Raw genomic sequence first — 22145 nt, 5'->3', positions numbered from 1 at the left:
TCAGCCTGAGACCGCACACATTACATCTCTACATTCACCGCGTCCTTGGAAAACTGGAGATGATATAAATTTGCGTATGCGCCCCGCTTGCTCAGCAATTCATCGTGGCTACCGATTTCAACAATGCTGCCGTTCGAGAGCACCACAATGCGGCTGGCGCGCTCGATAGTCGAGAGCCTGTGCGCAATCACGAAGGTGGTGCGGCCCTGCATCAGCTGATCGAGCGCTGCCTGCACTGCCCGTTCCGACTCGGTGTCCAGCGCCGAAGTCGCTTCATCCAGGATCAGGATAGGAGCGTCCTTGTAGATAGCGCGCGCCATTGCCAGCCGCTGGCGCTGGCCGCCGGACAGGCGTGAACCGTTGTCGCCGATCTGCGTTTCGTAACCGTCAGGCAAAGCAGCGATCATCTCGGCCAGATAAGCGGCCTTGGCGGCGGCTTCAATCCGTACCCGGTCTGGCGCGCTGTCGCCATAGGCGATATTGGCAGCGATAGTATCGTTGAACAGCACAACATTCTGGCTGACCATGGCTATCTGGGCCCGCAGGCTATTCAAGGATATGTCCTCGATAGGCAAGTCATCCAGCAGGATGCGGCCCTCAGTCGTCGAATAAAATCCGGGAATCAAGTTCACCAGGGTCGATTTTCCGCCGCCCGACATGCCCACGAAGGCGATGGTTTCACCAGGCTTGACGCTCAGGTTGATGCCTTTTAACGCTGGCTTTTCCTGGCCCGGATATGAAAAACCGACGTTGGAAAATTCGATTTTCCCGTTTGCGCGTTTGTCCAGCTGTATGCCGCCGGTGCGTTCGATCGGACTATCGATCAGCTTAAACACCGCTTCTGCCGCGGCCATGCCGCGCTGCAGCGGGCCGTTCACTTCGGCCAGCTGTTTGAGAGGGACTTGCAGGGCGATCATCGCCGCCAGGAATGACACGAAATCGCCTGCGGTCAGCTGGCCGTGACTTGCCTGCACCAGCCCCATCGTGATCATTGCCGACATCGCACAAGCCATCATGATTTGCGTGACCGGCACGGTGGCGGCAAAGGTGCTGGTCATGCGCATGCTGTAATGACGTATATGTTCGGCCGATTCCGCGAAGCGCTGCCTCTCGTAAGTCTCACCGCCAAACACTTTGATGACCTGCTGGGCGCGCGCGGTTTCTTCGATTACCTGGGTCAACTGGGCGTTGACGTCGAGCGAATCCTTATTCAGCTTTTTCAGGCGCTTGGCGGTAGTGCGCACCACCAGCATCATCAACGGCATCAGCACCAGGGCCACAATCGTCAATTTCCAGCTGATGAACAGCATGTAGCCCAACAAACCGGCAACTGTCAGCACGCAACGCACGATCGACGTAAACAGCTTGCTGATCATTTCTATGATTTGCTGTACCTCGAACATGATCGAATTGATTACGCGCCCCACGGTATGGGTGGCGTGGAAATCAATCGACACGTTCAAGATGCGATTGAACATTTGCTGCCGCAATGTCGTCAGTACGCGGGTAGACACCCAGTTGGTCATGTAGGTTGTCAAAAATGTCGAGGCGCCGCGGGCGACGAATGCGCCAATCACGGCTATCGGCACCAGCCACAGCGGAAAGGTAGGTTTTTGCACAAAACCGTTATCCAGCAGGATTTTGAAGATGTAAGCCACCAGCGGCTCGGTTGCCGCAGTCACAACCATTCCAAGCAGACCCAGGGTCAATCTCTTTTTGTATGGCCGATGCAATAGCGCAAGGCGCTTGAAAATGGTTGTATAGGAGAATGCGCTCATAAGTCAGTCTGCTTTAAGTTCTTTTTGCACTTTACTATCATGAGAGAATTTTTTCTCCGAAAGTAGAGTTAAGTAATATGAGGATGCGGAGCCAATCGGCAAAACGCGGCAAGCGGCGCCTTAGTACTCCACTGCGACCGCTTCTTTCCCGACTTTTTCTACGAGGGCCAACTGCAAGCCATCACTGGGAGACACTCTCCATTCATCGCCCAGCAGTATTTCGCAAGCTACGCCGTCGCCGGTGTAGCGCAGCGTCATCGGCAAACCGTTGCCGGAACGATGCGAGGACAGCATGTCCTTCAGCTGCGTCGCATCGATTTTCTGCGCCGGCGAGGACAGGGACAACACGATCTGACGGCCGTACTGAATCCGTGCAGTGGCAATATCCATCACCTTCTCCGCCGACACCCGCAAACCGCCGTTGAAACGATCTTCCGAAACCTTGCCATGCACCACCAGGAATTCGTCTTCCTTGAAAAACGCCTTGTTCGGTTCAAACTGTTCGTTATAGACAGTGACGTCGACAGTCGCGCTGCCGTCGTCCAGCGTCACGATCATCATTTTTCCACGCTGCGTCATTTGCGCCCGCAAGCCGGAGATGATGCCCGCCAGGACGCGCGGTTCGCGCGACGGTTCCAGGCTGCCGAGCGGAGTGCGCGCGAAGCGGCGCGCTTCGGCGGCATAGGCATGGAACAGATGGCCTGACAGATAGAAGCCAAGCGCGCTTTTTTCTTCCGTCAGTTTTTGCTTGTCGGTCCATGGCGCCGCCTGCACGTATTCGATCGGCGCTTCAAGATCGCTGTCGTCGCCGCCAAACAGGCTCACCTGGTTGGCAGATGCCAGTTTCTGGTCAGCAGCTTCCATCGCGCGCGGCACCGAAGCCAGCAGGATCCCGCGGTCGACCTTGAAACAATCGAATGCACCGGCGCGTATCAGCGACTCGATGGTGCGGCGGTTGATCTGGCGCTTGTCCACCCGCAGGCAGAAATCGAACAGGTCGACGAAAGGTTTTTCCTGGCGGGCGGCGATGATGGCTTCAATCGCGTTCTGTCCCGAACCTTTTACCGCACCGAGGCCGTAACGGATGAACGTCGCCTTCTTGCCCGGCTCGCCTTCCGGCGTGAAACGGTAATCCGACAGATTGATGTCCGGCGGCAGCAAGGTCAGCTTGCACACCACCAGCGAATCTTCCACCAGGATCTTGATCTTTTCCGTGTCGTCCATCGCCAGCGACAAGTTGGCTGCCATGAACGCGGCGGGGTGATGTGCTTTCAGGTAAGCGGTGTGATAAGACAGCAACGCGTAAGCGGCGGCATGCGACTTGTTGAAGCCGTAGCCCGCGAACTTTTCCATCAAGTCGAAAATCTCATCGGCCTTGGCTTCGGTCAAACCGTCCTTGGCGGCGCCGTCGCGGAAAATCTGGCGATGCTCCGCCATCTCTTCCGCTTTTTTCTTACCCATCGCCCGCCGCAGCAAATCCGCGCCGCCGAGCGAGTAACCGCCGACCACCTGCGCCATCTGCATCACCTGCTCCTGATACACCATGATGCCATAGGTTTCCGACAAGATGCCTTCAGTACGCGGGTCGGGATAGTCGAAGCGTTCGCCGTGCTTGCGTTTGCAGAAATCGGGGATCAGGTCCATCGGACCCGGCCGGTACAACGCCACCAGCGCGATAATGTCTTCGAAGCGGTCGGGCCGCGCATCTTTCAGCATGCCTTGCATGCCGCGGCTTTCAAGCTGGAACACGGCCACTGTTTTAGCGGCGGTCAGCAATTCATACGATGGCCGGTCGTTGAGCGGCAGTTTTTCCAGGCTGAAGTCGGCCATGGCCGGATCGAGCTGCTTGATGTAGCGCACCGCGCGATCAAGGATCGTCAGCGTGGTCAAACCCAAAAAGTCGAACTTGACCAGGCCGACGGCTTCGACGTCGTCTTTATCGTACTGCGACACCACGCCGGCATCGCCGCCCTGTGTATACAGCGGGCAGAAATCGGTCAGCTTGCCGGGTGCGATCAGCACGCCGCCGGCATGCATGCCGATGTTGCGCGCGATGCCTTCGACTTGCTGCGCCAGGTTGAGCAGCTGCTTGACCTCTTCCTCGTTCTCCAGGCGTTCGGCCAGCATCGGCTCTTCCTGGATGGCGTCGGCAATCGTGACGTGCTTGCCCGGCTTGAACGGAATCAGCTTGGAGATGCCGTCGCAAAAATTGTAGCCAAAATCAAGCACCCGGCCGACGTCGCGGATCGCGCCCTTCGCCGCCATGGTGCCGAAGGTGGCAATCTGCGATACCGCATCCTTGCCGTACAAATCCTTGACGTGCTGGATGACGCGGTCGCGCCCTTCCTGGCAAAAGTCGATATCGAAGTCGGGCATCGATACGCGCTCAGGATTCAGGAAACGTTCGAACAGCAGATTGTATTTGAGCGGATCGAGGTCAGTGATCTGCAGTGAATATGCGACCAGCGAACCGGCCCCCGAACCCCGTCCCGGTCCGACCGGAACGCCATTCTGCTTGGCCCAGCGGATAAACTCGGCAACGATCAGGAAGTAGCCGGGGAAACCCATCTTGATGATGGTGTCGGTTTCGAATTTCAGCCGGTCCTGGTAGCGCTGGCGCTGCTGTTCGCGCTTCGCTTGATCCGGGAACAAATGCAGCAGGCGCAGCTCCAGGCCTTCCTGCGATTGCTGTATCAGGAAATCGCCAATGGTCATGCCGTCCGGCGTCGGGAAATCCGGCAATTGCGGCTTGCCCAATTGCAGCGTCAGGTTGCAGCGCTTGGCGATTTCAATGGAGTTTTGCAGCGCGGCCGGCATGTCGGCGAACAGCTCGGCCATTTCGGCCTGGGTCTTGAACGATTGCTGGTCGTTGAAACGGCGCACGCGGCGCGCATTGGCCAGCATTTCGCCTTCGGCGATACAGGTGCGCGCTTCATGCGCAATGAATTCTTCTTTATCCAGGAACTGGATCGGATGGGTAGCCACCACTGGCACGCCGAATTTGGCAGCCAGCGCCACCGCCTGGCGCACATGTGCTTCCATGTTGGGCTGGTCGGCGCGCTGGATCTCGACATAGAAATTGTCCGGGAAAATCGCCGCCCACCGCTCGATGCAACGCTCCGCCAATCCTGTATTGCCATTGTCAATGGCAATGCCGATGTCGCCGAAATGGGCGCCAGACAAGGCAATCAGCCCGTTGCCGCCATTCTGTTGCGTCAGTTCGGCCAGCCATTCGGCGCGGATTTCCGCGCGGCCGCGATGCAGGTTTTCCAGCCAGGCCCGGGACAACAGTTCACACAGCTGCAAATAACCGCGGCGGTTCTTGACCAGCAGCAGCAAGCGCGACGGCTTGTCGCGGTCGTCGTCATTGGTGATCCAGACATCGCAGCCGATGATCGGCTTGATGCCCTTGCCGCGCGCAGCCTTATAGAATTTGACCATGCCGAACAGGTTGGCGAGGTCGGAGATGCCAAGTGCTGCCTGCTTGTCGCCGGCAGCGGCTTTCACGACATCGTCGATGCGTACCAGGCCGTCGACAATGGAATACTCGGAATGGAGGCGGAGATGGATAAATTGCGGTGTCGTCATGGCCGGTATTTTACCCTGAGGCCCTGCCTCCAAGGGCAAAATTGGGCATTCCTGCGGCCGGCGTTTATAATACTGATAAATCAACGACTTACCGAGAAATACATCATGCAGTCCAGCCATCCTTACGTCAATATCGCGGCCTATAAATTCATCACTTTCATAGACGCAGAGCAAAAGCGTCCGGAATTTCTTGCAATTTGCAAACAATTGCAACTAAAAGGCACGATTTTGCTTACTCCGGAGGGAATCAACCTGTTCCTGGCCGGCATGCGCGAGCAAATCGACCAGTTCCTGGCCTGGCTGCGCGCAGACGAGCGCTTCGCGGACCTGGAAGTGAAGGAAAGTTATTCCGAAAAACAGCCTTTCACCCGCATGCTGGTCAAGCTGAAGGCGGAAATCATCACGATGAAACACCCTTTGATCAAGCCGGAACTGGGCCGCGCCCCGGCGGTGCAGGCGCAGACGCTAAAGCGCTGGCTGGACCAGGGTTACGACGACAACGGCCGGCCGGTGGTCATGCTGGATACACGCAACGCATTTGAAGTCGACGTCGGCACCTTTGAAAACACGATTGATTACCGCATCGAGAAATTCAGCGAATTCCCGGCGGTGATCGCTGCGCACAAGGACGAACTGGCCGACAAGACCGTTGTCACTTTCTGTACCGGCGGCATCCGCTGCGAGAAGGCTGCAATCCACATGCAGAATATCGGCTACGACAGCGTCTACCAGCTGGAAGGCGGAATCCTCAAGTATTTCGAAGAATGCGGCGGCGCTCATTACGACGGTGACTGTTTCGTGTTCGACTATCGCACCGCGCTCAATCCGCAACTGCAGGAAACCGCCACCGTGCAATGCTACGCTTGCCGCGCCGTGGTAACGCCGCGCCAGCAGCTGTCGCCGCAATACGTGGCCGGCAAATCCTGCCCGCATTGCCAGCCGGAAGCCGTAGCGGCGCCAACAGAAGCCAGCGGCGCGTACTAAACGCAACGGCCTGGACCAGCAAAAAAGCCCGCTTGGATTGCAAGCGGGCTTTTTTACTTTCTGGGGCGAACTTGGTTCGCCCTCCTGCAAGACACTTACTTCTTGAATTTCTGCGCGGTCTCGGCAACACGCTTGCCAAACTGCTTGGCGGTTTCAAGATCGCCTGCCGCAGGACCTTCTTCCGGCGAAGAATCCGACGGGCTCTGCGCCAGGGCGCCGGAGAAGCCGCCGACGAAGTTTACATCGTTACGCTGTGCAGCCTTGCTGTTCGCCGGCATCAAACCCGTGCCGACCCAGACCATGCTGTGCTGCATCGCAAATGTGATCAGATAGCTCATGGTGGTGCCCTTGTCGCCATTCATCGTCGCCGAATTGGTAAAACCGGCAGCCACCTTGTCCTTCCATTTCTGGCCAAACCATTGCTTCGACGAAGTATCGGCAAACTTCTTGAACTGCCAGGAAACGGTGCCCATGTATGTCGGCGTGCCGAAGATGATGGCGTCGGCCGCTTCCAGCGATGCCCAGGCTGCGTCGCCGAGATTGCCTTCGGCGTCAATGGCGATCAGTTCAGGCGTAGCGCCCTCCGCCCGCAGCACCCCGGCATGCACGGCTTCTGCCTGTTTTTTGGTATGGCCGTAGCCGGAGTGATAAACAATAGCAACTTTAGTCATGGCAATGCCCTTTTGGCGTAAGAATCCGATTGAAAATAAATAACAAGCAACACAATGTCAGACAGCATAAACAGCAATAATAAGACAGCAATAATCAGGTCCGCTGCCTTGTCGTGGCTCACAATAAGCGACGAACAGCGACGAACGAAAAACAGAATCCACAGTCAAGCCATCATAGCTAGCCTGCATTGAGGTGGAGTGCGACCTGATATATTCGAAAATTTATTTCACTATAGGAATGCGCTATATGAATCCACTGGATTACTTGGCACTATAGCCTTGGGAAAGGGCAGAAGACAGATGCTAAATTCCGATATATCATTCAAATTATCTGAATGAAATTTTAACAACATACATCTACTCGTCACGCAGCAATGAACCTGACCCTGGAAGCTTTGCAAGTTCTCGATGCGATTGCTCGCAAAGGCAGCTTTGCTGCGGCGGCGGTCGAACTGGATCGGGTGCCGTCGGCGCTCACCTACAGCGTGCGCAAGCTGGAAGAGGACCTGGACGTGCTGCTGTTCGACCGCCGCGGCCATCGCGCCAAGCTGACCAGCGCCGGCCAGGAGCTGCTGACCGAGGGCCGGCACCTGCTGCTGGCGGCGCAAGAACTGGAACGGCGCGTCAAGCGCGCGGCGACCGGCTGGGAAGTGGAACTGCGCATCGTCCTCGACAGCATCATCCCGTTCGACAGCCTGCTGCCGCTGATCGAGGCTTTCGATCGTGAAAATGCCGGCACCCGGCTGCGCATTTCGCATGAGACATTGTCGGGCGTGTGGGAAGCCTTGTTGTCGGATCGCGCCGACCTGGCGATCGGCGCGCCGCACGGCGGCCCGGACAGCATCCGCATGAGCGGCGGCTTCCAGACCCGCCAGCTGGGCATGATTGAATGGGCTTTCGCAGTCGCTCCCGGCCACCCGCTGGCGAATGCGCCGGAACCGCTCACCGCCAGCCTGATACAGCAATACCGGGCGGTGGCCGTCGGCGACACCGGCCGCAGCTTGCCCGGCATTACTTCAGGCTTGTTGAGCGGACAGGACATTCTGACCGTGCCTTCCATCGCTGCCAAGCTGCAGGCCCAGCTCCGCGGCCTCGGCTGCGGCCATTTGCCGCGCTGGCTGGCCGCCCCTTATTTTGCCTCAGGCGCATTGATCGAAAAGCAAACCATCGAGGCCAAACCCATCGACAAGACGCAAATCGCCTGGCGCACGCCAGTCGTGGGAAAATCCCTTAAATGGTTCATCACGCAACTCAGCGAACCCGTGGTCCAGCACACCCTGCTCGGCTCGCCGGCGCCGCATCATCATGAATCGATCAGCAATGTCTAATCAAGCAAGCTACATCGGCCGCTTCGCCCCCTCGCCCACCGGACCTCTGCATGCCGGATCGCTGGTGGCGGCGATGGCCAGTTATCTCGACGCCAAGGCCAACCGTGGACGCTGGCTGCTGCGCATGGAAGACGTGGACGAAGCGCGTACCGCAGCGGGTGCGGCAGAATCCATCCTGGCCGACCTGGACCTGCTCGGCATGCACTGGGATGGCGAGGTGGTGTTTCAAAGCCGCCGCACCGCGCTCTATGAAGCTGCCTTCGATTGCCTCGGGCGGCTGGCCTACCCTTGCGGCTGCACCCGCCGCGAAATCGTCGATTCCCGCATCTGCGTGGCTGCCGACGGCGCCGCGGTTTATCCCGGCACCTGCCGCACCGGCCTGCCGGTCGGCAAGCCGGCCCGCGCTTACCGCCTGCGCGTACCGGATCCAGGGCATGTCGATGAACTGATTATTTTTGACGATCGCTGGCTGGGCCGCGTACAGCAGCACCTGGCGATAGAAGTCGGGGATTTTGTGCTGAAGCGGGCGGATGGTTTCTGGGCTTACCAGCTGGCCGTGGTGGTCGACGATGCCGACCAGGGTGTTACCCACGTGGTGCGAGGCGCGGACTTGCTGGACTCGACCGCGCGCCAGATTTACCTGCAGCGCCAGTTGAAACTGGCGACGCCGCAATACCTGCATGTTCCGGTGATCACCAACGCTGACGGTGAAAAACTGTCCAAGCAGAACGGCGCGCAAGCTATCGACCTCAAGCAACCGCTGCACGCGCTCAGCAAGGCGGCATGGTTCCTGGGCCTGGATATCGGACAGGTCGACAGCGTAGCGGCATTCTGGCCGCTGGCTACCACTGCCTGGGCGAATCTGGAAACGAACCGCCGCGGTTGATCAGTTCTTTGGCAGTCCGCCCAGCAAGGCGGCCAGCTTCACCTTCGACGGCTTGATCGAGCCGCCTGCCGGCGCTACGCTGGAGGTGTCCACCTCGGCTGCCAGCGTCGGTTCGTAAGGCTTGAGGAACCACGGATCGACCTTTTCCTTGCGCGAAGTCGGCGTCGAAGTGTAGGCGCTGCGTGTATGCTGCGTGCTGCGGTCGGACGCAGGGGCGCGCCCCTCGCCACGTTCGCCACGGCCGTTGCGCGCATCGGCGCCGCGTCCGGAAGAACGCTCGCGTTCGGCGCTTGCGGGCTTGGCGACAAATCCGGTCAGCTCGGCGCGCACGAACTTGTACTTGATCATCTTTTCGATGTCGACCAGCAAGCGTTCGTCCTTGTCGGCATATAGGGAAATCGCATCGCCGGAAGCGCCGGCGCGGCCGGTGCGGCCGATACGGTGCACATAGTCTTCTGCGTTGTACGGCAAATCAAAATTGATCACGCACGGCAGTTCGGCGATATCCAGGCCGCGCGCGGCGACGTCAGTTGCCACCAGCACTTCGATTTCGCCCCGCTTGAATGCTTCCAGCGCCGCCATGCGCTCATTTTGCGTCTTGTCGCCATGGATCGCCGAGGCGTTGACGCCTTCGTTTTCCAGGTGACGGGCCAGTTTCGATGCGCCGATCTTGGTATTCGAGAAAACGATGACCTGCTTCAGGTTGCGTTCGCGGATGATGTACGACACCGCCTCAGCCTTGGTCTGCTCATTGACGTGGTACATGGTCTGCGTCACGTTGTCGGCGGTGGCGTTGCTGCGCGCCACTTCGATCGTCACCGGGTTCTTGAGGAAAGTCGCCGCCAGCTTCTTGATCTCGCCCGAGAACGTGGCGGAGAACATCAGGTTCTGCCGCTCTTTCGGCAACAGGTTGATGATGCGCTGCAGGTCTGGCAGGAAACCCATGTCCAGCATGCGGTCGGCTTCGTCCATCACCAGGATTTGCGTCTGCGACAGGTTCAGGGTCTTTTGCTGCACGTGGTCCAGCAGGCGGCCCGGCGTCGCAATCACGATCTCGATGCCGGAACGCAAGGCTGCGGTTTGCGGCGCGATATCGACGCCGCCGAACACCACGGTCGAACGCAGGGGGGTATGCCGACAATAGGCTTTGACGTTTTCCGCGACCTGGTCGGCCAGTTCACGCGTCGGCGTCAGGATCAGGGCGCGCACCGGATGCCGCGCCGGCGAGGCGCTGGTATTGGCATGCGCCAGCAGCAGCTGGATGATAGGCAAGGAAAAACCGGCTGTCTTGCCGGTTCCCGTTTGCGCCGCCCCCATCACGTCGCGTCCCTGCAGCACCACCGGGATGGCTTCCGCCTGGATCGGCGTGGGATGGACATAACCCTGATCGTTCAATGCCCGCAGGATATCCGGGGACAGCCCGAAATCTGCGAAACGGACGGTGGGTGTGGTTGGCACTGCTGGATCAGCTTGCATCTCAGACTGAATCTCGGACTGAATCTCAGGTTGAATATCGGACATGGTAGTTGGCGGCCTTTGGTGCAGGATGCACTCAAACAAAGGCACTATTTGCTCTCAATTGAATCGTGAATTTCGTGTCGGCCCATTGCTGACGACCAGTGCTTGCCAAGGCAAGCCACAGCGCCACCATGCGAACCAAATGATTGTGGAAGTGCCATAACAGGCACTGCAAGCCGGGTTACCACTTTGACATCATTGCCGACATGTTTTGTACCACAGTCGCGCATTATACGCCTAGCCGGGAATTTGCTCAGATACCCAGAGCTCATTTCATAAATATTCGTGAGATGCGTTCTTGCCAGAAGAGGCGCTGGCAAGGCGCGCGACGCGTCCGATAGCGGTGCTATCGGCAAGGAGTGCAACGCGGCCAGCGCCTCTTCTGGCAAGAACCCTTCGGGAACGGGCTATTTGGGCGTATTGCTGCGTTGCGCCGCTTGCCAAGGGAACCCACCCTTGGCTGCGCGACGCGCCTTGCACTACCTCCCAAATAGCCGCGTTCGCACTCACGAATATTTATGAAATGAGCTCTACTTCATTCAGCGGCCAGCGCGGCCGTACATTGAACGCATAGCTACGCTGCGCCGCCTGCGGATTGATTTGCAAGCGCATCGCGCCGGCAAAGGCAATCATGGCGCCATTATCGGTGCAAAACTCCAGTTCCGGGTAATACACCCTGAAGCGCCGCTTCTCCGCCGCCGCATTGAGGGCGCTACGCAATTGCTGGTTGGCGCCTACTCCGCCGGCGATCACCAGGCGCTTGAGGCCGGTCTGTTTCAGCGCAGCCAGGCATTTAGCCAGCAGCACCTCAACCAGCGCATCGACGAAGGCGCGGGCGATATTGGCCTTGTCTTGTTCGCAGATATTGGTCGTATGCTTTTTGACAAGGGTCAACACTGCCGTTTTCAGGCCAGAGAAGCTGAAATCCAGGTTTTTCGAATGCAGCATGGGCCGCGGCAACTGGTATACCGAAGGGTCGCCGAATTCGGCCAGGCGCGAAATCGCCGGTCCGCCGGGATAACCGAGTCCAAGCAGCTTGGCCGATTTGTCGAACGCTTCGCCGGCGGCGTCGTCCAGCGTTTCGCCCAGCAAACTGTATTGGCCGACGCCGTCGACCCGCATCAGCTGGGTATGGCCACCCGACACCAGCAAGGCGACAAACGGAAAGCTGGGGGGATCGCTGGCCAGCAGCGGCGACAACAAATGTCCTTCCAGGTGATGCACACCCAGCATCGGCTTGTCCAGCGCCAGACCGAGGCCGCAGGCAACCGACGCGCCTACCAGCAGCGCTCCCGCCAGCCCCGGTCCCTGGGTATAGGCGATGGCGTCGATGTCTTGCCGCGCGATGCCGCTTTCAGCCAATACCTGTTGCAGTAAAGGAATGGCGCGCCGGATATGGTCGCGCGAAGCCAGCTCCGGCACCACGCCGCCGTATTGTTCATGCATCGCCACTTGCGAATAGAGGGCGTGCGCCAGCAAGCCGCGCTCGGTATCGTAGAGCGCGAGGCCGGTTTCGTCACAGGAAGATTCAACGCCGAGAACAATCATGGGTAGGGCAATAGGTAAGGAATGGCGCATTGTAAAGGAAAGCCCTCCTTTTTTTGCAGCCAGAGGTTAATCCTTGCCCAGCTGCTGCATCGCCTGCCGCATGAAAGCCAGCTGCTGCGAAAACCGGGTGCAAGCCGTGCAGGTCCACAGGTGCACACGCACCCGCGCCCGGGTCAGCGGCGGCAGATTGCTGTCCTGCGCCTGCGACAGGAGTTGCTGGGTATCGCGGCAATGTGGGATCAGGCGCTTATATGGCATAAAATAAAGTAACTGGCTGGGCGGATATTTCGGTATTCATGGTTAGTCGCATCACGGATGCAATACTTACAATAAAACTGGAATTATCTTACATTGTGTATGAAAGCCGCTGATTCAAGCCTGCGTGCCGAACCAGTTTAGCTGCAAACATTCGCGCAACCGGGCGCGCGCCCGGTACAGCAGCACCCAGGCATTGGCGGCGGTAATTTCCAGTTCCTTGCAAATCGCCTCCGTATCCAGTTCCAGCCATTCCCGCATCATGAAAATGCGCCCAGTTTTGGCAGGCAGCTTGTCGATGCATAATTGCAGGATATCGAAAAACTCCTTGCGCTCCAGCGCCTGGTCGGGATTGCCCCAGCTGGGCGCGGCTTCTACCGCATGTCCTTTCGACGTGAACAAGGCGTCGATCATGTCGGCGTCGCTGCGGTCCGCATCTTCGTCGATATTCAGCTGCACTTCGCGCTTGCCGCGCCGCAGCTGGTCCAGCAATTTGTGCTTGAGGATGCCGATGACATAGGTCTTGAACGAGGACTGTTCCTGGAAACGGTCAGGATGCTCCAGCACCGCAAGTATAGTTTCCGAGACAGCATCTTCGGCCAGGGCGTCATTGCGCAACTGCAGCGCAGCGAACCGTATCAGCTGCGGCCGCAGTGTTTCGAGCTGGCCAGGATCAAATGCCATATAAACCCAGATAAGAAAAAACAAGGACAGGCTCAGCCAATCCGGTGGACGAGCTGGTCGATTGGCGACGATTTTACCCGATGACCAAGGACTAAGGCTGGTAAAGTAAAATCGCTGCGGATAAGCCCACCTCATCCCTTGCTTGCAAACTCAGATCGATAATATCCACAAATGAATAATTTTCCGCCTAGCGAACCGTTCCCAGCTGCCCGCTTCATCAAGGAGATCGGGCGCGGGAAGGACGGCGCACGCAGCCTGTCACGCAACGATGCCCACGACTTATATGCCGCCATGCTGGACGGCCGCGTTTCCGACCTGGAAATGGGGGGCATCCTGCTGGCGATGCGCATCAAGGGTGAATCGGTAGAAGAAATCGACGGTTTCCTGCAGGCGGCGGAAGCGTCGTTTACACAAATACCGCTGCCCGACAATGCCGGCAACAGTTCCTGGGCCTACGCACCGGTTGTCATCCCCAGCTACAACGGCGCGCGCCACATGGCCAACCTGACGCCGTTGCTGGCCATGCTGCTGGCGCGCGAAGGCGTACCGGTATTGCTGCACGGGGTGTCGACAGACCCGGGCCGCATCACCAGCGCCGAAATTTTCCAGGCGCTGGGCCAGCCGGCCTGCAACAGCATCGAACAGGCGCAGCAATGTTTCACGCAGCGCTTGCCGGCCTTCATGCCGATCGATGCCCTTGCTCCCAAAATGGCAAGACTGCTCGCCATGCGGCGGATTCTCGGGGTGCGCAACTCCACCCACACCCTGGTCAAGATCATGCAGCCGTTTGTGGCGCCGGCCTTGCGCCTGAGCTCATACACGCATCCCGAGTATCTGACCATGCTGACGGCCTATTTCACGACCGCCGCCGCGGCTGAACGCGGCGACGTGTTTTTGATGCGCGGCACGGAAGGCGAAACGGTGGCCAACGCCAGGAAGGCGCAAAAAATCGACTGGCTGCACGGTGGCGAGCAAACCACGCTGGTGGAGAAACAAAGTATCGCCGACAATATGTCTACCCCGCCTACCCTGCCCGAGCAACGCGACGCCGCCACCACCGCAAGCTGGATACGGCAGGCGCTGGCGCAAAAAGAGCTGGTTCCAAAGCCGATAGCCGAACAAGTCGAACAGTGCCTGGCGGTTTGCCGAGCCCTGCATCTGCAATACAATCCTGCCGCTGTCGATAAGCAACCGTAATTTCCTAATGGAACTAATTTTTGCGGCAGTGAACAAACCAGACTGATTCAAGTTAAAAGCCGGATGCATGTACTATGTGGCAGTCGTCAAAACATTGCCATAGGGAATTGCACCCTATCCTTAGGCAAGACCTTAAGCAGATCCGATAGCGCAACACAAATATAATCAAGGAGAGTGCGCAGCAAGTCACGTATTTCAGCATTACCCATTCATCTGCCTGTACGGCATCTTGTCCAGCTTGTTTTTTGCTGCAAGACTAACTTTCTGGAGGATCCATGGATTGGACTCTTCCGCCCTTTGCGCTAGCACAGCCCATCCAATGGAATGCGCTGTTACTGTTCGGCAGCTTGCTGCTGTTCGGGCTAGTGGGCGGCCATATAGTAACGAAAAACCCCTGGTTTCCACGCATCACCGGTTATCTGATAGTCGGTTTCCTGCTTGGCGTGGGCGGACTCGACCTGTTGTCAGGCGACGTGCTCAAGCTGGCGAATATCTTTGCCGATATGGCGATGGCGCTGGTGGTATACCAGCTAGGCCGCTACGTCGACATCGGCTGGCTGCGCCGCGAAAAATGGCTGCTGGCGACGGTTGTCCTCAGCGCCGTATTATGTTTCACCTTCGTCAGCGGCGCCTTGATCTGGTTTGGCACTGCGCGCGTGCCGGCATTGCTGGGCGGCGTGCTGGCCATCGCTACCGCGCCGGCCGTGGTCATGGTGGTGGTGCGCGAACTGCAGGCGGAAGGCCAGGTGACGCGCCGCCTGGCTGCCATGACGGCGCTGAACAATTTTGTCGCCCTGTTGGCGGCGTATGCTCTGCTGCCCGTCGTCGCCCATGAAAGCGCCACGCCCTTCAGCACGCTGCTGGCACATACCCTGTATTCGCTGTGCGGTTCGCTGGTGCTGGCGTATCTTACCTATCGCCTGATGATCCCGTTGGCGCGCCTGCTCGGCCGCCAGCCGAGCCGCCAGTTTGTGCTGGTGATCGCCGTCATCACCCTGGCGATCGGCGCCGCGCATGCACTGCAGCTGCCGATACTGCTCACCATGCTGATCTTCGCCATCATGTCGAAGAATCTTGACCACCAGTACGATCTGATGGAACTGGAGTTCGGCGTCGCCAACGAGCTGTTCATCGTGATGCTGTTTGTCACGATAGGCGCTTCGATCCGCTTGTCCGACCTGTCGATGGTCGGCGCCTCGGTCGCGGTACTCATCGCGGCGCGTTTTCTGGCCATGGCCTGCGGCGTCTTTTCGTTTGCGCACTTTGCCAAGATGAAATGGAAACAGGCGGCGCTGATCACCCTGGGAACCTTGCCCATGACCGAGGCCGGACTGGGATTGATGCAAACCACCGCCTATCTCTACCCCAACACCACCGCTGAAGTCCTGCCATTGCTGGCCGGCTGCCTGATCGTCCTTGAACTGCTGGGGCCGATAGCAACCCAGTTTGCCCTGATCAAATCAGGTGAGAGCGGACGCGAACAAGGATGATGCTATGAGCGAAAATACCCAAGACAACAGTGCACAAGCCGGTGCGGGCGCTGCGGCGGCGGAGATCCTGCCGTTTACCAGTTCCACCCCGTTTACGATGGGCATCGAACTGGAACTGCAGCTGGTGAACCGCCGCAACTACAACCTGGCCAGCGATGCGGTTGACCTGCTGACCTGGATCGAACCGCGCGACCTGCAAAAACAGATCAAGCTGGAAATGACGCAGGGCATGATCGAATTGAATTCCGACGTGCACACCCGGGTCGATCACCTGATCGAGGAGCTGAAAGGCTTGCGCGCCGCGCTGAACCGCGGAGCGCAATACCTGAACATCGACGTCTCCGGCGGCGGCGCCCATCCTTTCCAGCACTGGAACGAACAACGGATCACGCCTAGCGAACGCTTCTTTCACCTGCATGAAAAATACGGCTACCTGGCCAAGACCTTCACCGTTTTCGGCCAGCATATCCATATCGGCGTGCCGAACGGCGACGACGCCCTCTACCTGACCCACGCGTTCTCGCGTTTTGTGCCGCATTTCATTGCACTGTCGGCCGCCTCGCCGTTTTATCAAGGCGCGGACACCAGGTTCGAATCCTCGCGCAGCAACGTGGTGCGCGCGTTTCCATTGTCGGGAACCGCACCCACGCTGACTCGCTGGAGCGATTTCGAATCGTATTACGATGAACTGCTGCGCATGGGAATCGTCGCCAGCATGAAGGATTTTTACTGGGACATCCGGCCCAAGCCGGAATACGGCACCGTGGAAATCCGCGTCTGCGACACGCCCCTGACGATCGAACATGCTGCGCACCTGGGGTGCTACGCGCAATTGCTGGCGCGCTGGATCCTGACCGAAAGACCGTTTGTCATCACCAACGACTTTTACCTGCTGTACCAGTACAACCGCTTCGAAGCCAGCCGCTACGGCCTGAACGGCTCCATGGCGTTGCACGGCAGCACCCCGGCCACCTCGTCGAAACTGCCTATCTACCAGCATCTGCTGGACCACCTGCAGGATTTACAGCGGTATACTCAGAACGAAGCCGAGCAACTGACCATCAAGCGCTTGCGGCATCTGGCCGAAGATCGCCTTAGCGATGCCGCCTGGCTGCGGCAGACGTTTACCGAGCGCGGTTCGCTCAATGACATGATGCGGCTGTCTTCGGAACTGTGGATGGGGCAGGAGCCGCCACCGTACTTCCAATAGTTTTCAATTTCCAATTACTAAAGATCGATGCAAAAACAATTTGATGTCGCCGTCATCGGCGCCGGCGCTGCGGGCATGATGTGCGCCGCGGTGGCTGGTCAACGCGGGAAAAAGGTTGTCCTGATCGATCACGCGACCAAGCTGGCGGAAAAAATCCGCATTTCAGGCGGCGGCCGCTGCAACTTCACCAATATCAACGCCGGCCCGCAGAATTTCCTGTCGCAGAATCCGCATTTCTGCAAAAGCGCCCTGTCGCGCTACACCCCGCAGGATTTCCTCAGCCTGGTGAAACGCTACCGTATCGCTTATCACGAAAAACACAAGGGACAGCTGTTTTGCGACGACTCCTCGGAGCAGATCATCGCCATGCTGAAAGCCGAGTGCGAGCTCGGCAACGTCAGCTGGCGCATGCCTTGCAGCGTAGCTGACATAGGCAAGAGCGGCGACCTGTTCCGGATCGACAGCAGCGCCGGGGAAATATTGGCAAGCAATGTCGTCATCGCCACCGGCGGCCTGTCGATCCCGAAAATCGGCGCCACCGACTTTGCCTACCGCATCGCCCGCCAGTTCGGCATGCGCATGATCGAACCGCAGCCGGGCCTGGTGCCGCTGACCTTCGACGCCGCCGCCTGGCAGCCGTTCCTGCCGCTGGCCGGGATTGCCTTGCCGGTGGAAGTGGAAACCGGCGACAAGAAGAACCGCGGCGAATTCAAGGAAGACCTGCTGTTCACCCACCGCGGCCTATCGGGGCCGGCAATCCTGCAGATTTCCAGCTTCTGGAAGAGCGGTGCGTCCCTGCAGTTGAATCTTTTGCCTGATATTGATGTCACCCAGACACTGCTTGACGGCAAAACGTCCATCAAGAAAAACCTGGGCAACCTATTCGCACAATGGCTGCCGGCCCGGCTGGCGCACGGCATCATCGAAGCCAACCGGCTTGACCCGGCCGCCCGCCTGGCAGACACCCCGGACCGGGTGCTGCGAGAACTCGGCAACGCCGTCAACCGCTGGGCGATCCAGCCAAATGGGTCGGAAGGCTATCGCAAAGCCGAAGTGACGCTTGGCGGCATTGATACCAGGGAACTATCACAGCAGAGCATGATGTCCAACCGGACAACCGGCCTGTATTTTATCGGTGAGGCAGTTGATGTCACCGGTTGGCTTGGCGGCTACAATTTCCAATGGGCCTGGGCGTCGGCAACCGCGACAGGATTTGCTATTTAGCAAGAAAATTGAACAACAATTGTCCAGTCGCGGTAATATGCACCAAATAAATAACGTATAAATTAAATAAACTTTTTTATGTCCAATAATTTCTCAAATACCACAAGTTCTACCCAGGCTGAAGACGTTGAATTAATTGATTTTTCAGCAATCTGGAACAGTGCAAAACGCCATTGGATCATGCTGGCGGTATGCATAGTTGTGGGCATGCTGGTGGCGACTGCCCTTTGGATGACATTGCCGGCAAAATGGCAGGCATCAGCGACCTTGCAGGTTGGTCAGTTGCCAATGAGCCCAACGACTTTGATCGAACCTACGGCACAAGCGGCTGAACGCTTTAAGCAGCGCCAACTGCAAGACGAGGCATTAAAGGCCGCCGGTCTTCCTTTGAATGAAAACAGTGATCGGCGCGCGCGTCTTTTCCGTGCGACCCTTAAAGCGACCCCGGGGAAAACCACCGATTTCGTCGATGTGAATGTTGATGGTTTTTCCCAAGAAGAGGCAAAAACCTCCTTAACTGCAGCACTACAGGCCCTGATTCATGCACATGAGCTGCTTTTGGCGCCAATGATAAAAAATCTGGATAACCGGCTTGAAGTTAATGCCCTTCAAATGACTCAAGCCATAGCCGAAAAAACGCGACTGGAGACAAGTCTCAAAAGTGCGGCAATGACATCGGCCGGCGCTAAATTTGAACCAAGCGTAGTAGCCATTAACTTGTTGGCCAAGCAAGAGGAGTTAATACGGGGGCTGACCACCGAACACTCGACGTTAGTAGACTTGCGCACCAAGACTGATACTTTCCCTACAAAAATAGTTGACGCTATTTTTGTACCGGAACGGCCGTTTTTTCCAAAACTTACGATACTCCTGCTGAGCGGCCTCATCATTGGCGCTATCGCCGGTGTCGCGCTGGCAATGTTCCGGGATCGCAATCTTTCAAAAGCTTAGATACATGCAGGAATGTTGCAAATAAACGGCAATGTTTAGACGGCAGTCTGGGATAACACTTCCATTTATCCATTTTCCCAGCTATACTCTCGTTCTTCCCTATACAAACTTGGTTTGAATTTACATGACCACAATTCGTCTTAAAGAAAATGAGCCCTTCGAAGTTGCGATGCGTCGCTTCAAGCGCACTATTGAAAAAACAGGTCTGCTGACTGAGTTGCGTGCACGTGAATTTTACGAAAAGCCAACTGCTGAGCGCAAGCGCAAGCTGGCAGCTGCTGTGAAACGTCATTACAAACGCATTCGCAGCCAGCAATTGCCGAAAAAACTGTACTAATATTTGCACTAATTCTTCATCGCACTTAGTGCGGCTGACTGAATTGCGTTACAAACCCGCTCCGGTGTTGCTCCGCAGCGGGTTTTGCCGTTTTTCGCACCGGTAGCGTCGCACGGTCGCACCATCATTTTTGTTTTTCCGATTTCAGATGAAAAACACCACCGAATGGAGAACCGCATGGGCTTGAAAGAACAGATCACCGAAGACATGAAGGCGGCGATGCGCGCCAAAGAAACTGCGAAACTCGGCGCCATCCGCCTGATCACCGCGGCAATCAAGCAAAAAGAAGTGGACGAACGCATTGAACTGGGCGATGCCCACGTGCTGGCCATCATCGAAAAGATGATCAAGCAGCGCAAAGATTCCATCAGCCAGTTTGAAGCCGGCGGCCGCCAGGATCTGGCCGACATAGAAAAAGCGGAGCTGCTTATTCTCTCCGCCTACATGCCGGCCGGTCTGACGGATGCGGAAATCCAGGCTGAACTGGCGGCCGCCGTTGCCGCCAGCGGCGCCAGCGGCCCGCAAGACATGGGCAAGGTCATGGCCATACTGAAACCTAAGCTCGCCGGCCGTGCCGACATGACGGCGGTTTCAGGGCTGGTGAAAGCTGCGCTGAGCAAAGCCTGATTGCCCGATTGTCCAATAAAGCGCCGCCTGCCGTCGAATCCACGTGATTCCACAATCCTTTATCCAGGACCTGCTCAACCGCGTCGACATCGTCGACGTGGTGGGCAAGTACGTGCAGCTGAAAAAAGGCGGCGCCAATCTGATGGGCTTATGCCCTTTCCATAACGAAAAATCGCCCAGCTTCACGGTCAGCCCGACCAAGCAGTTTTACCACTGCTTTGGCTGCGGCGCGCACGGCACTGCGATCGGCTTCCTGATCGAATACTCCGGCCTCGGTTTTGTCGAGGCGGTGAAAGACCTGGCGCAAGGCGTCGGCATGACGGTGCCGGACAACGACGACAAGATCCCGCCGGCGCAACGGGCCGAATACCAGGCCAAGAGCATGGCCTTGTCGGATGCCATGAGCGCCGCCTGCGACTTTTACCGCCAGCATCTGCGCAGCGCTCCAAACGCAGTCGACTACCTGAAACGCCGCGGCCTGACAGGCGAAGTCGCCGCCAAATTCGGATTAGGCTATTCGCCCGACAACTGGGACAGCCTGCGCCAGGTATTTCCCGACTATGAAGCCACCGCCCTGGTCGAATCCGGCCTGGTGATCGACCGCACGGATGAGGAAGGCAACAATCGCAAACGCTACGATCGTTTCCGCGACCGCATCATGTTTCCGATACGCAATACCAAAGGCCAGGTCATCGGTTTTGGCGGCCGCGTACTGGACAGCGGCGAGCCCAAGTACTTGAATTCGCCGGAAACACCCCTATTTCAGAAGGGTAGCGAGCTGTATGGGCTGTTCGAAGCGCGCCAGGCGATCCGCGATGCTGGTTACGTGCTGGTGACCGAAGGTTATATGGACGTGGTGGCATTGGCGCAACTGGGATTCCCGCAGGCAGTGGCCACGCTGGGAACTGCCTGCACGCCGACCCATGTGCACAAATTGCTGCGCCAGACCGATCATGTCGTCTTCAGTTTCGACGGCGATCGCGCCGGCCGCAAAGCTGCACGGCGCGCGCTGGACGCCTGCCTGCCCCACGCTACCGACAATAAGGTCATCAAATTCCTGTTCCTGCCGCAGGAACACGATCCGGACAGCTTTGTGCGGGAAATGGGAGCAGAGGCATTCGAGCGCCAGATCCATGACGCCATGCCGTTATCGCAATTCTTGCTGAACGAGGTCACGGCCGAAGCCGATTTGAGCACCTCCGAAGGACGTGCGCGGGCGCAATACGATGCCAAGCCCTTAATGCAACTGATGCCGCCATCGTCGCTGCGGCTGCAGATCGTGCGCGGCTTGGCGCAGCTGACGCAATCGACGCCTAACGAGATCGAGTCCTTGTTTGAACTGGCCAAGCCGATCGCCAGCGCGCGCCGCGCACCGCCGCGCAGCAACCGGCCGCCGCCGGTCGGGCTGGAACGGCAGATCATCCGCCTGCTGGTCGCCCACCCGGCGTTCGCCTCGGAACTGGACGACGCCGCGCTGGACGCCGTGGCGCATTTCGCACCGGACCGGGCGGAAATGCTGGCGCGCCTGATCACTGCCAGCCATGCAATGGGCGAACAAGCCAATTTTGCAACATTGGCCGAGCATCTGCGGGAAGGCGGCGAGGATTTTGAATCATTGATTGCAGAAATTGCAGCAGAATCGGAATCCGAAACGGAAGCGGCGCGATTAGAACTGGCGGGCGCAATTCGTCAGACTAAAATGAAGACATTGAAAGAGGAGCTCGACCAGCTGGCGGCGACCGGACTTGGCAATGACGATGCGCGCAACCGCTATCGGGAATTGATGCAAAAACAAGAACAGTTGCGGCGCGAGGCTGAGGCCGAAATGAATTCGCGCTAAGAAATTACTTGAAATATAGATAAATCGGC

At 57.9% G+C, this 22145-nt stretch carries 18 protein-coding genes; 11 read left to right on the top strand and 7 right to left on the bottom strand.

The genetic code is table 11. The features are described from left to right. Positions 1–20 precede the first annotated feature (20 nt). Positions 21–1778, bottom strand: a complete 1758-nt coding sequence (gene msbA / locus CFU_RS05410; protein WP_014005028.1) for a lipid A export permease/ATP-binding protein MsbA — start codon at positions 1776–1778, stop codon at positions 21–23. A 120-nt stretch (positions 1779–1898) separates the two neighbouring features. Next, positions 1899–5366: a DNA polymerase III subunit alpha gene (dnaE, locus tag CFU_RS05405; protein ID WP_041741355.1), complete on the bottom strand. Its 3468-nt coding sequence runs from the start codon at positions 5364–5366 to the stop codon at positions 1899–1901. A 105-nt stretch (positions 5367–5471) separates the two neighbouring features. Here dnaE and CFU_RS05400 point away from each other — a divergent pair, with 105 nt between their 5' ends. Further along, complete coding sequence (locus CFU_RS05400) at positions 5472–6350, top strand: sulfurtransferase (RefSeq protein ID WP_014005026.1); 879 nt, start codon at positions 5472–5474, stop codon at positions 6348–6350. A gap of 95 nt (positions 6351–6445) precedes the next feature. Here CFU_RS05400 and CFU_RS05395 read toward each other — a convergent pair whose 3' ends face one another. After that, complete coding sequence (locus CFU_RS05395; RefSeq protein ID WP_014005025.1) at positions 6446–7021, bottom strand: flavodoxin family protein; 576 nt, start codon at positions 7019–7021, stop codon at positions 6446–6448. Positions 7022–7395: 374 nt separating this feature from the next. Here CFU_RS05395 and CFU_RS05390 point away from each other — a divergent pair, with 374 nt between their 5' ends. Both CFU_RS05390 and gluQRS read left to right on the top strand, forming a co-directional pair. Then, the gene (locus CFU_RS05390) at positions 7396–8349 is read left to right on the top strand and encodes a LysR family transcriptional regulator (protein ID WP_014005024.1); all 954 of its coding nucleotides are present in this window, start codon (positions 7396–7398) and stop codon (positions 8347–8349) included. Next, positions 8342–9235: a tRNA glutamyl-Q(34) synthetase GluQRS gene (gene gluQRS / locus CFU_RS05385; protein WP_041741354.1), complete on the top strand. Its 894-nt coding sequence runs from the start codon at positions 8342–8344 to the stop codon at positions 9233–9235. Before CFU_RS05390 ends, gluQRS begins: the two co-directional genes overlap by 8 nt. On the opposite strand, the gene CFU_RS05380 is transcribed toward gluQRS, so the two are convergent. The 4 genes from CFU_RS05380 to CFU_RS05365 form a co-directional block, all read right to left on the bottom strand. Next, the gene (locus CFU_RS05380; RefSeq protein ID WP_041741353.1) at positions 9236–10711 is read right to left on the bottom strand and encodes a DEAD/DEAH box helicase; all 1476 of its coding nucleotides are present in this window, start codon (positions 10709–10711) and stop codon (positions 9236–9238) included. 558 nt (positions 10712–11269) lie between these two features. Continuing rightward, positions 11270–12301, bottom strand: coding sequence for a tRNA (adenosine(37)-N6)-threonylcarbamoyltransferase complex transferase subunit TsaD (tsaD, locus tag CFU_RS05375; RefSeq protein WP_041741352.1), 1032 nt, complete (start codon positions 12299–12301; stop codon positions 11270–11272). 66 nt (positions 12302–12367) lie between these two features. Beyond that, on the bottom strand, positions 12368–12559 hold the full coding sequence (locus tag CFU_RS05370) for a zf-HC2 domain-containing protein (RefSeq protein WP_014005020.1): 192 nt from the start codon (positions 12557–12559) through the stop codon (positions 12368–12370). 114 nt (positions 12560–12673) lie between these two features. Continuing rightward, on the bottom strand, positions 12674–13240 hold the full coding sequence (locus CFU_RS05365; RefSeq protein ID WP_041741351.1) for a sigma-70 family RNA polymerase sigma factor: 567 nt from the start codon (positions 13238–13240) through the stop codon (positions 12674–12676). 171 nt (positions 13241–13411) lie between these two features. Here CFU_RS05365 and ybiB point away from each other — a divergent pair, with 171 nt between their 5' ends. The 8 genes from ybiB (at position 13412) to dnaG (ending at position 22116) form a co-directional block, all read left to right on the top strand. Continuing rightward, on the top strand, positions 13412–14437 hold the full coding sequence (gene ybiB / locus CFU_RS05360) for a DNA-binding protein YbiB (RefSeq protein ID WP_014005018.1): 1026 nt from the start codon (positions 13412–13414) through the stop codon (positions 14435–14437). Positions 14438–14712: 275 nt separating this feature from the next. Continuing rightward, entirely contained in the window at positions 14713–15927 is a 1215-nt protein-coding gene (locus CFU_RS05355; RefSeq protein WP_014005017.1) for a cation:proton antiporter, read from the top strand. Between the two features lie 4 nt (positions 15928–15931). Beyond that, the gene (locus CFU_RS05350; protein ID WP_050808479.1) at positions 15932–17137 is read left to right on the top strand and encodes a YbdK family carboxylate-amine ligase; all 1206 of its coding nucleotides are present in this window, start codon (positions 15932–15934) and stop codon (positions 17135–17137) included. Between the two features lie 27 nt (positions 17138–17164). After that, positions 17165–18361, top strand: coding sequence for an NAD(P)/FAD-dependent oxidoreductase (locus CFU_RS05345; RefSeq protein ID WP_014005015.1), 1197 nt, complete (start codon positions 17165–17167; stop codon positions 18359–18361). A 78-nt stretch (positions 18362–18439) separates the two neighbouring features. After that, entirely contained in the window at positions 18440–19312 is an 873-nt protein-coding gene (locus CFU_RS05340; protein WP_081466414.1) for a Wzz/FepE/Etk N-terminal domain-containing protein, read from the top strand. A 124-nt stretch (positions 19313–19436) separates the two neighbouring features. Then, positions 19437–19649, top strand: a complete 213-nt coding sequence (rpsU, locus tag CFU_RS05335) for a 30S ribosomal protein S21 (protein WP_005665410.1) — start codon at positions 19437–19439, stop codon at positions 19647–19649. A 177-nt stretch (positions 19650–19826) separates the two neighbouring features. Beyond that, positions 19827–20276 carry a GatB/YqeY domain-containing protein gene (locus tag CFU_RS05330; protein ID WP_041741349.1) on the top strand — a complete coding sequence of 150 codons (450 nt, stop codon included), beginning with the start codon at positions 19827–19829 and terminating at the stop codon, positions 20274–20276. A 43-nt stretch (positions 20277–20319) separates the two neighbouring features. Further along, positions 20320–22116, top strand: coding sequence for a DNA primase (gene dnaG, locus CFU_RS05325; protein WP_014005013.1), 1797 nt, complete (start codon positions 20320–20322; stop codon positions 22114–22116). Positions 22117–22145 lie beyond the last annotated feature (29 nt).

Source organism: Collimonas fungivorans Ter331 (assembly GCF_000221045.1).
GTDB lineage: Bacteria > Pseudomonadota > Gammaproteobacteria > Burkholderiales > Burkholderiaceae_D > Collimonas > Collimonas fungivorans_A.
This window is presented reverse-complemented; position numbering and strand designations above follow the sequence as displayed.

What these genes read in the sequence shown, in the direction of transcription:
- msbA (WP_014005028.1), bottom strand. Translation starts at nt 1,778, where the DNA reads ATGAGCGCATTCTCCTATACAACCATTTTCAAGCGCCTTGCGCTATTG.
- dnaE (WP_041741355.1), bottom strand. Translation starts at nt 5,366, where the DNA reads ATGACGACACCGCAATTTATCCATCTCCGCCTCCATTCCGAGTATTCC.
- CFU_RS05400 (WP_014005026.1), top strand. Translation starts at nt 5,472, where the DNA reads ATGCAGTCCAGCCATCCTTACGTCAATATCGCGGCCTATAAATTCATC.
- CFU_RS05395 (WP_014005025.1), bottom strand. Translation starts at nt 7,021, where the DNA reads ATGACTAAAGTTGCTATTGTTTATCACTCCGGCTACGGCCATACCAAA.
- CFU_RS05390 (WP_014005024.1), top strand. Translation starts at nt 7,396, where the DNA reads ATGAACCTGACCCTGGAAGCTTTGCAAGTTCTCGATGCGATTGCTCGC.
- gluQRS (WP_041741354.1), top strand. Translation starts at nt 8,342, where the DNA reads ATGTCTAATCAAGCAAGCTACATCGGCCGCTTCGCCCCCTCGCCCACC.
- CFU_RS05380 (WP_041741353.1), bottom strand. Translation starts at nt 10,711, where the DNA reads ATGCAAGCTGATCCAGCAGTGCCAACCACACCCACCGTCCGTTTCGCA.
- tsaD (WP_041741352.1), bottom strand. Translation starts at nt 12,301, where the DNA reads ATGATTGTTCTCGGCGTTGAATCTTCCTGTGACGAAACCGGCCTCGCG.
- CFU_RS05370 (WP_014005020.1), bottom strand. Translation starts at nt 12,559, where the DNA reads ATGCCATATAAGCGCCTGATCCCACATTGCCGCGATACCCAGCAACTC.
- CFU_RS05365 (WP_041741351.1), bottom strand. Translation starts at nt 13,240, where the DNA reads ATGGCATTTGATCCTGGCCAGCTCGAAACACTGCGGCCGCAGCTGATA.
- ybiB (WP_014005018.1), top strand. Translation starts at nt 13,412, where the DNA reads ATGAATAATTTTCCGCCTAGCGAACCGTTCCCAGCTGCCCGCTTCATC.
- CFU_RS05355 (WP_014005017.1), top strand. Translation starts at nt 14,713, where the DNA reads ATGGATTGGACTCTTCCGCCCTTTGCGCTAGCACAGCCCATCCAATGG.
- CFU_RS05350 (WP_050808479.1), top strand. Translation starts at nt 15,932, where the DNA reads ATGAGCGAAAATACCCAAGACAACAGTGCACAAGCCGGTGCGGGCGCT.
- CFU_RS05345 (WP_014005015.1), top strand. Translation starts at nt 17,165, where the DNA reads ATGCAAAAACAATTTGATGTCGCCGTCATCGGCGCCGGCGCTGCGGGC.
- CFU_RS05340 (WP_081466414.1), top strand. Translation starts at nt 18,440, where the DNA reads ATGTCCAATAATTTCTCAAATACCACAAGTTCTACCCAGGCTGAAGAC.
- rpsU (WP_005665410.1), top strand. Translation starts at nt 19,437, where the DNA reads ATGACCACAATTCGTCTTAAAGAAAATGAGCCCTTCGAAGTTGCGATG.
- CFU_RS05330 (WP_041741349.1), top strand. Translation starts at nt 19,827, where the DNA reads ATGGGCTTGAAAGAACAGATCACCGAAGACATGAAGGCGGCGATGCGC.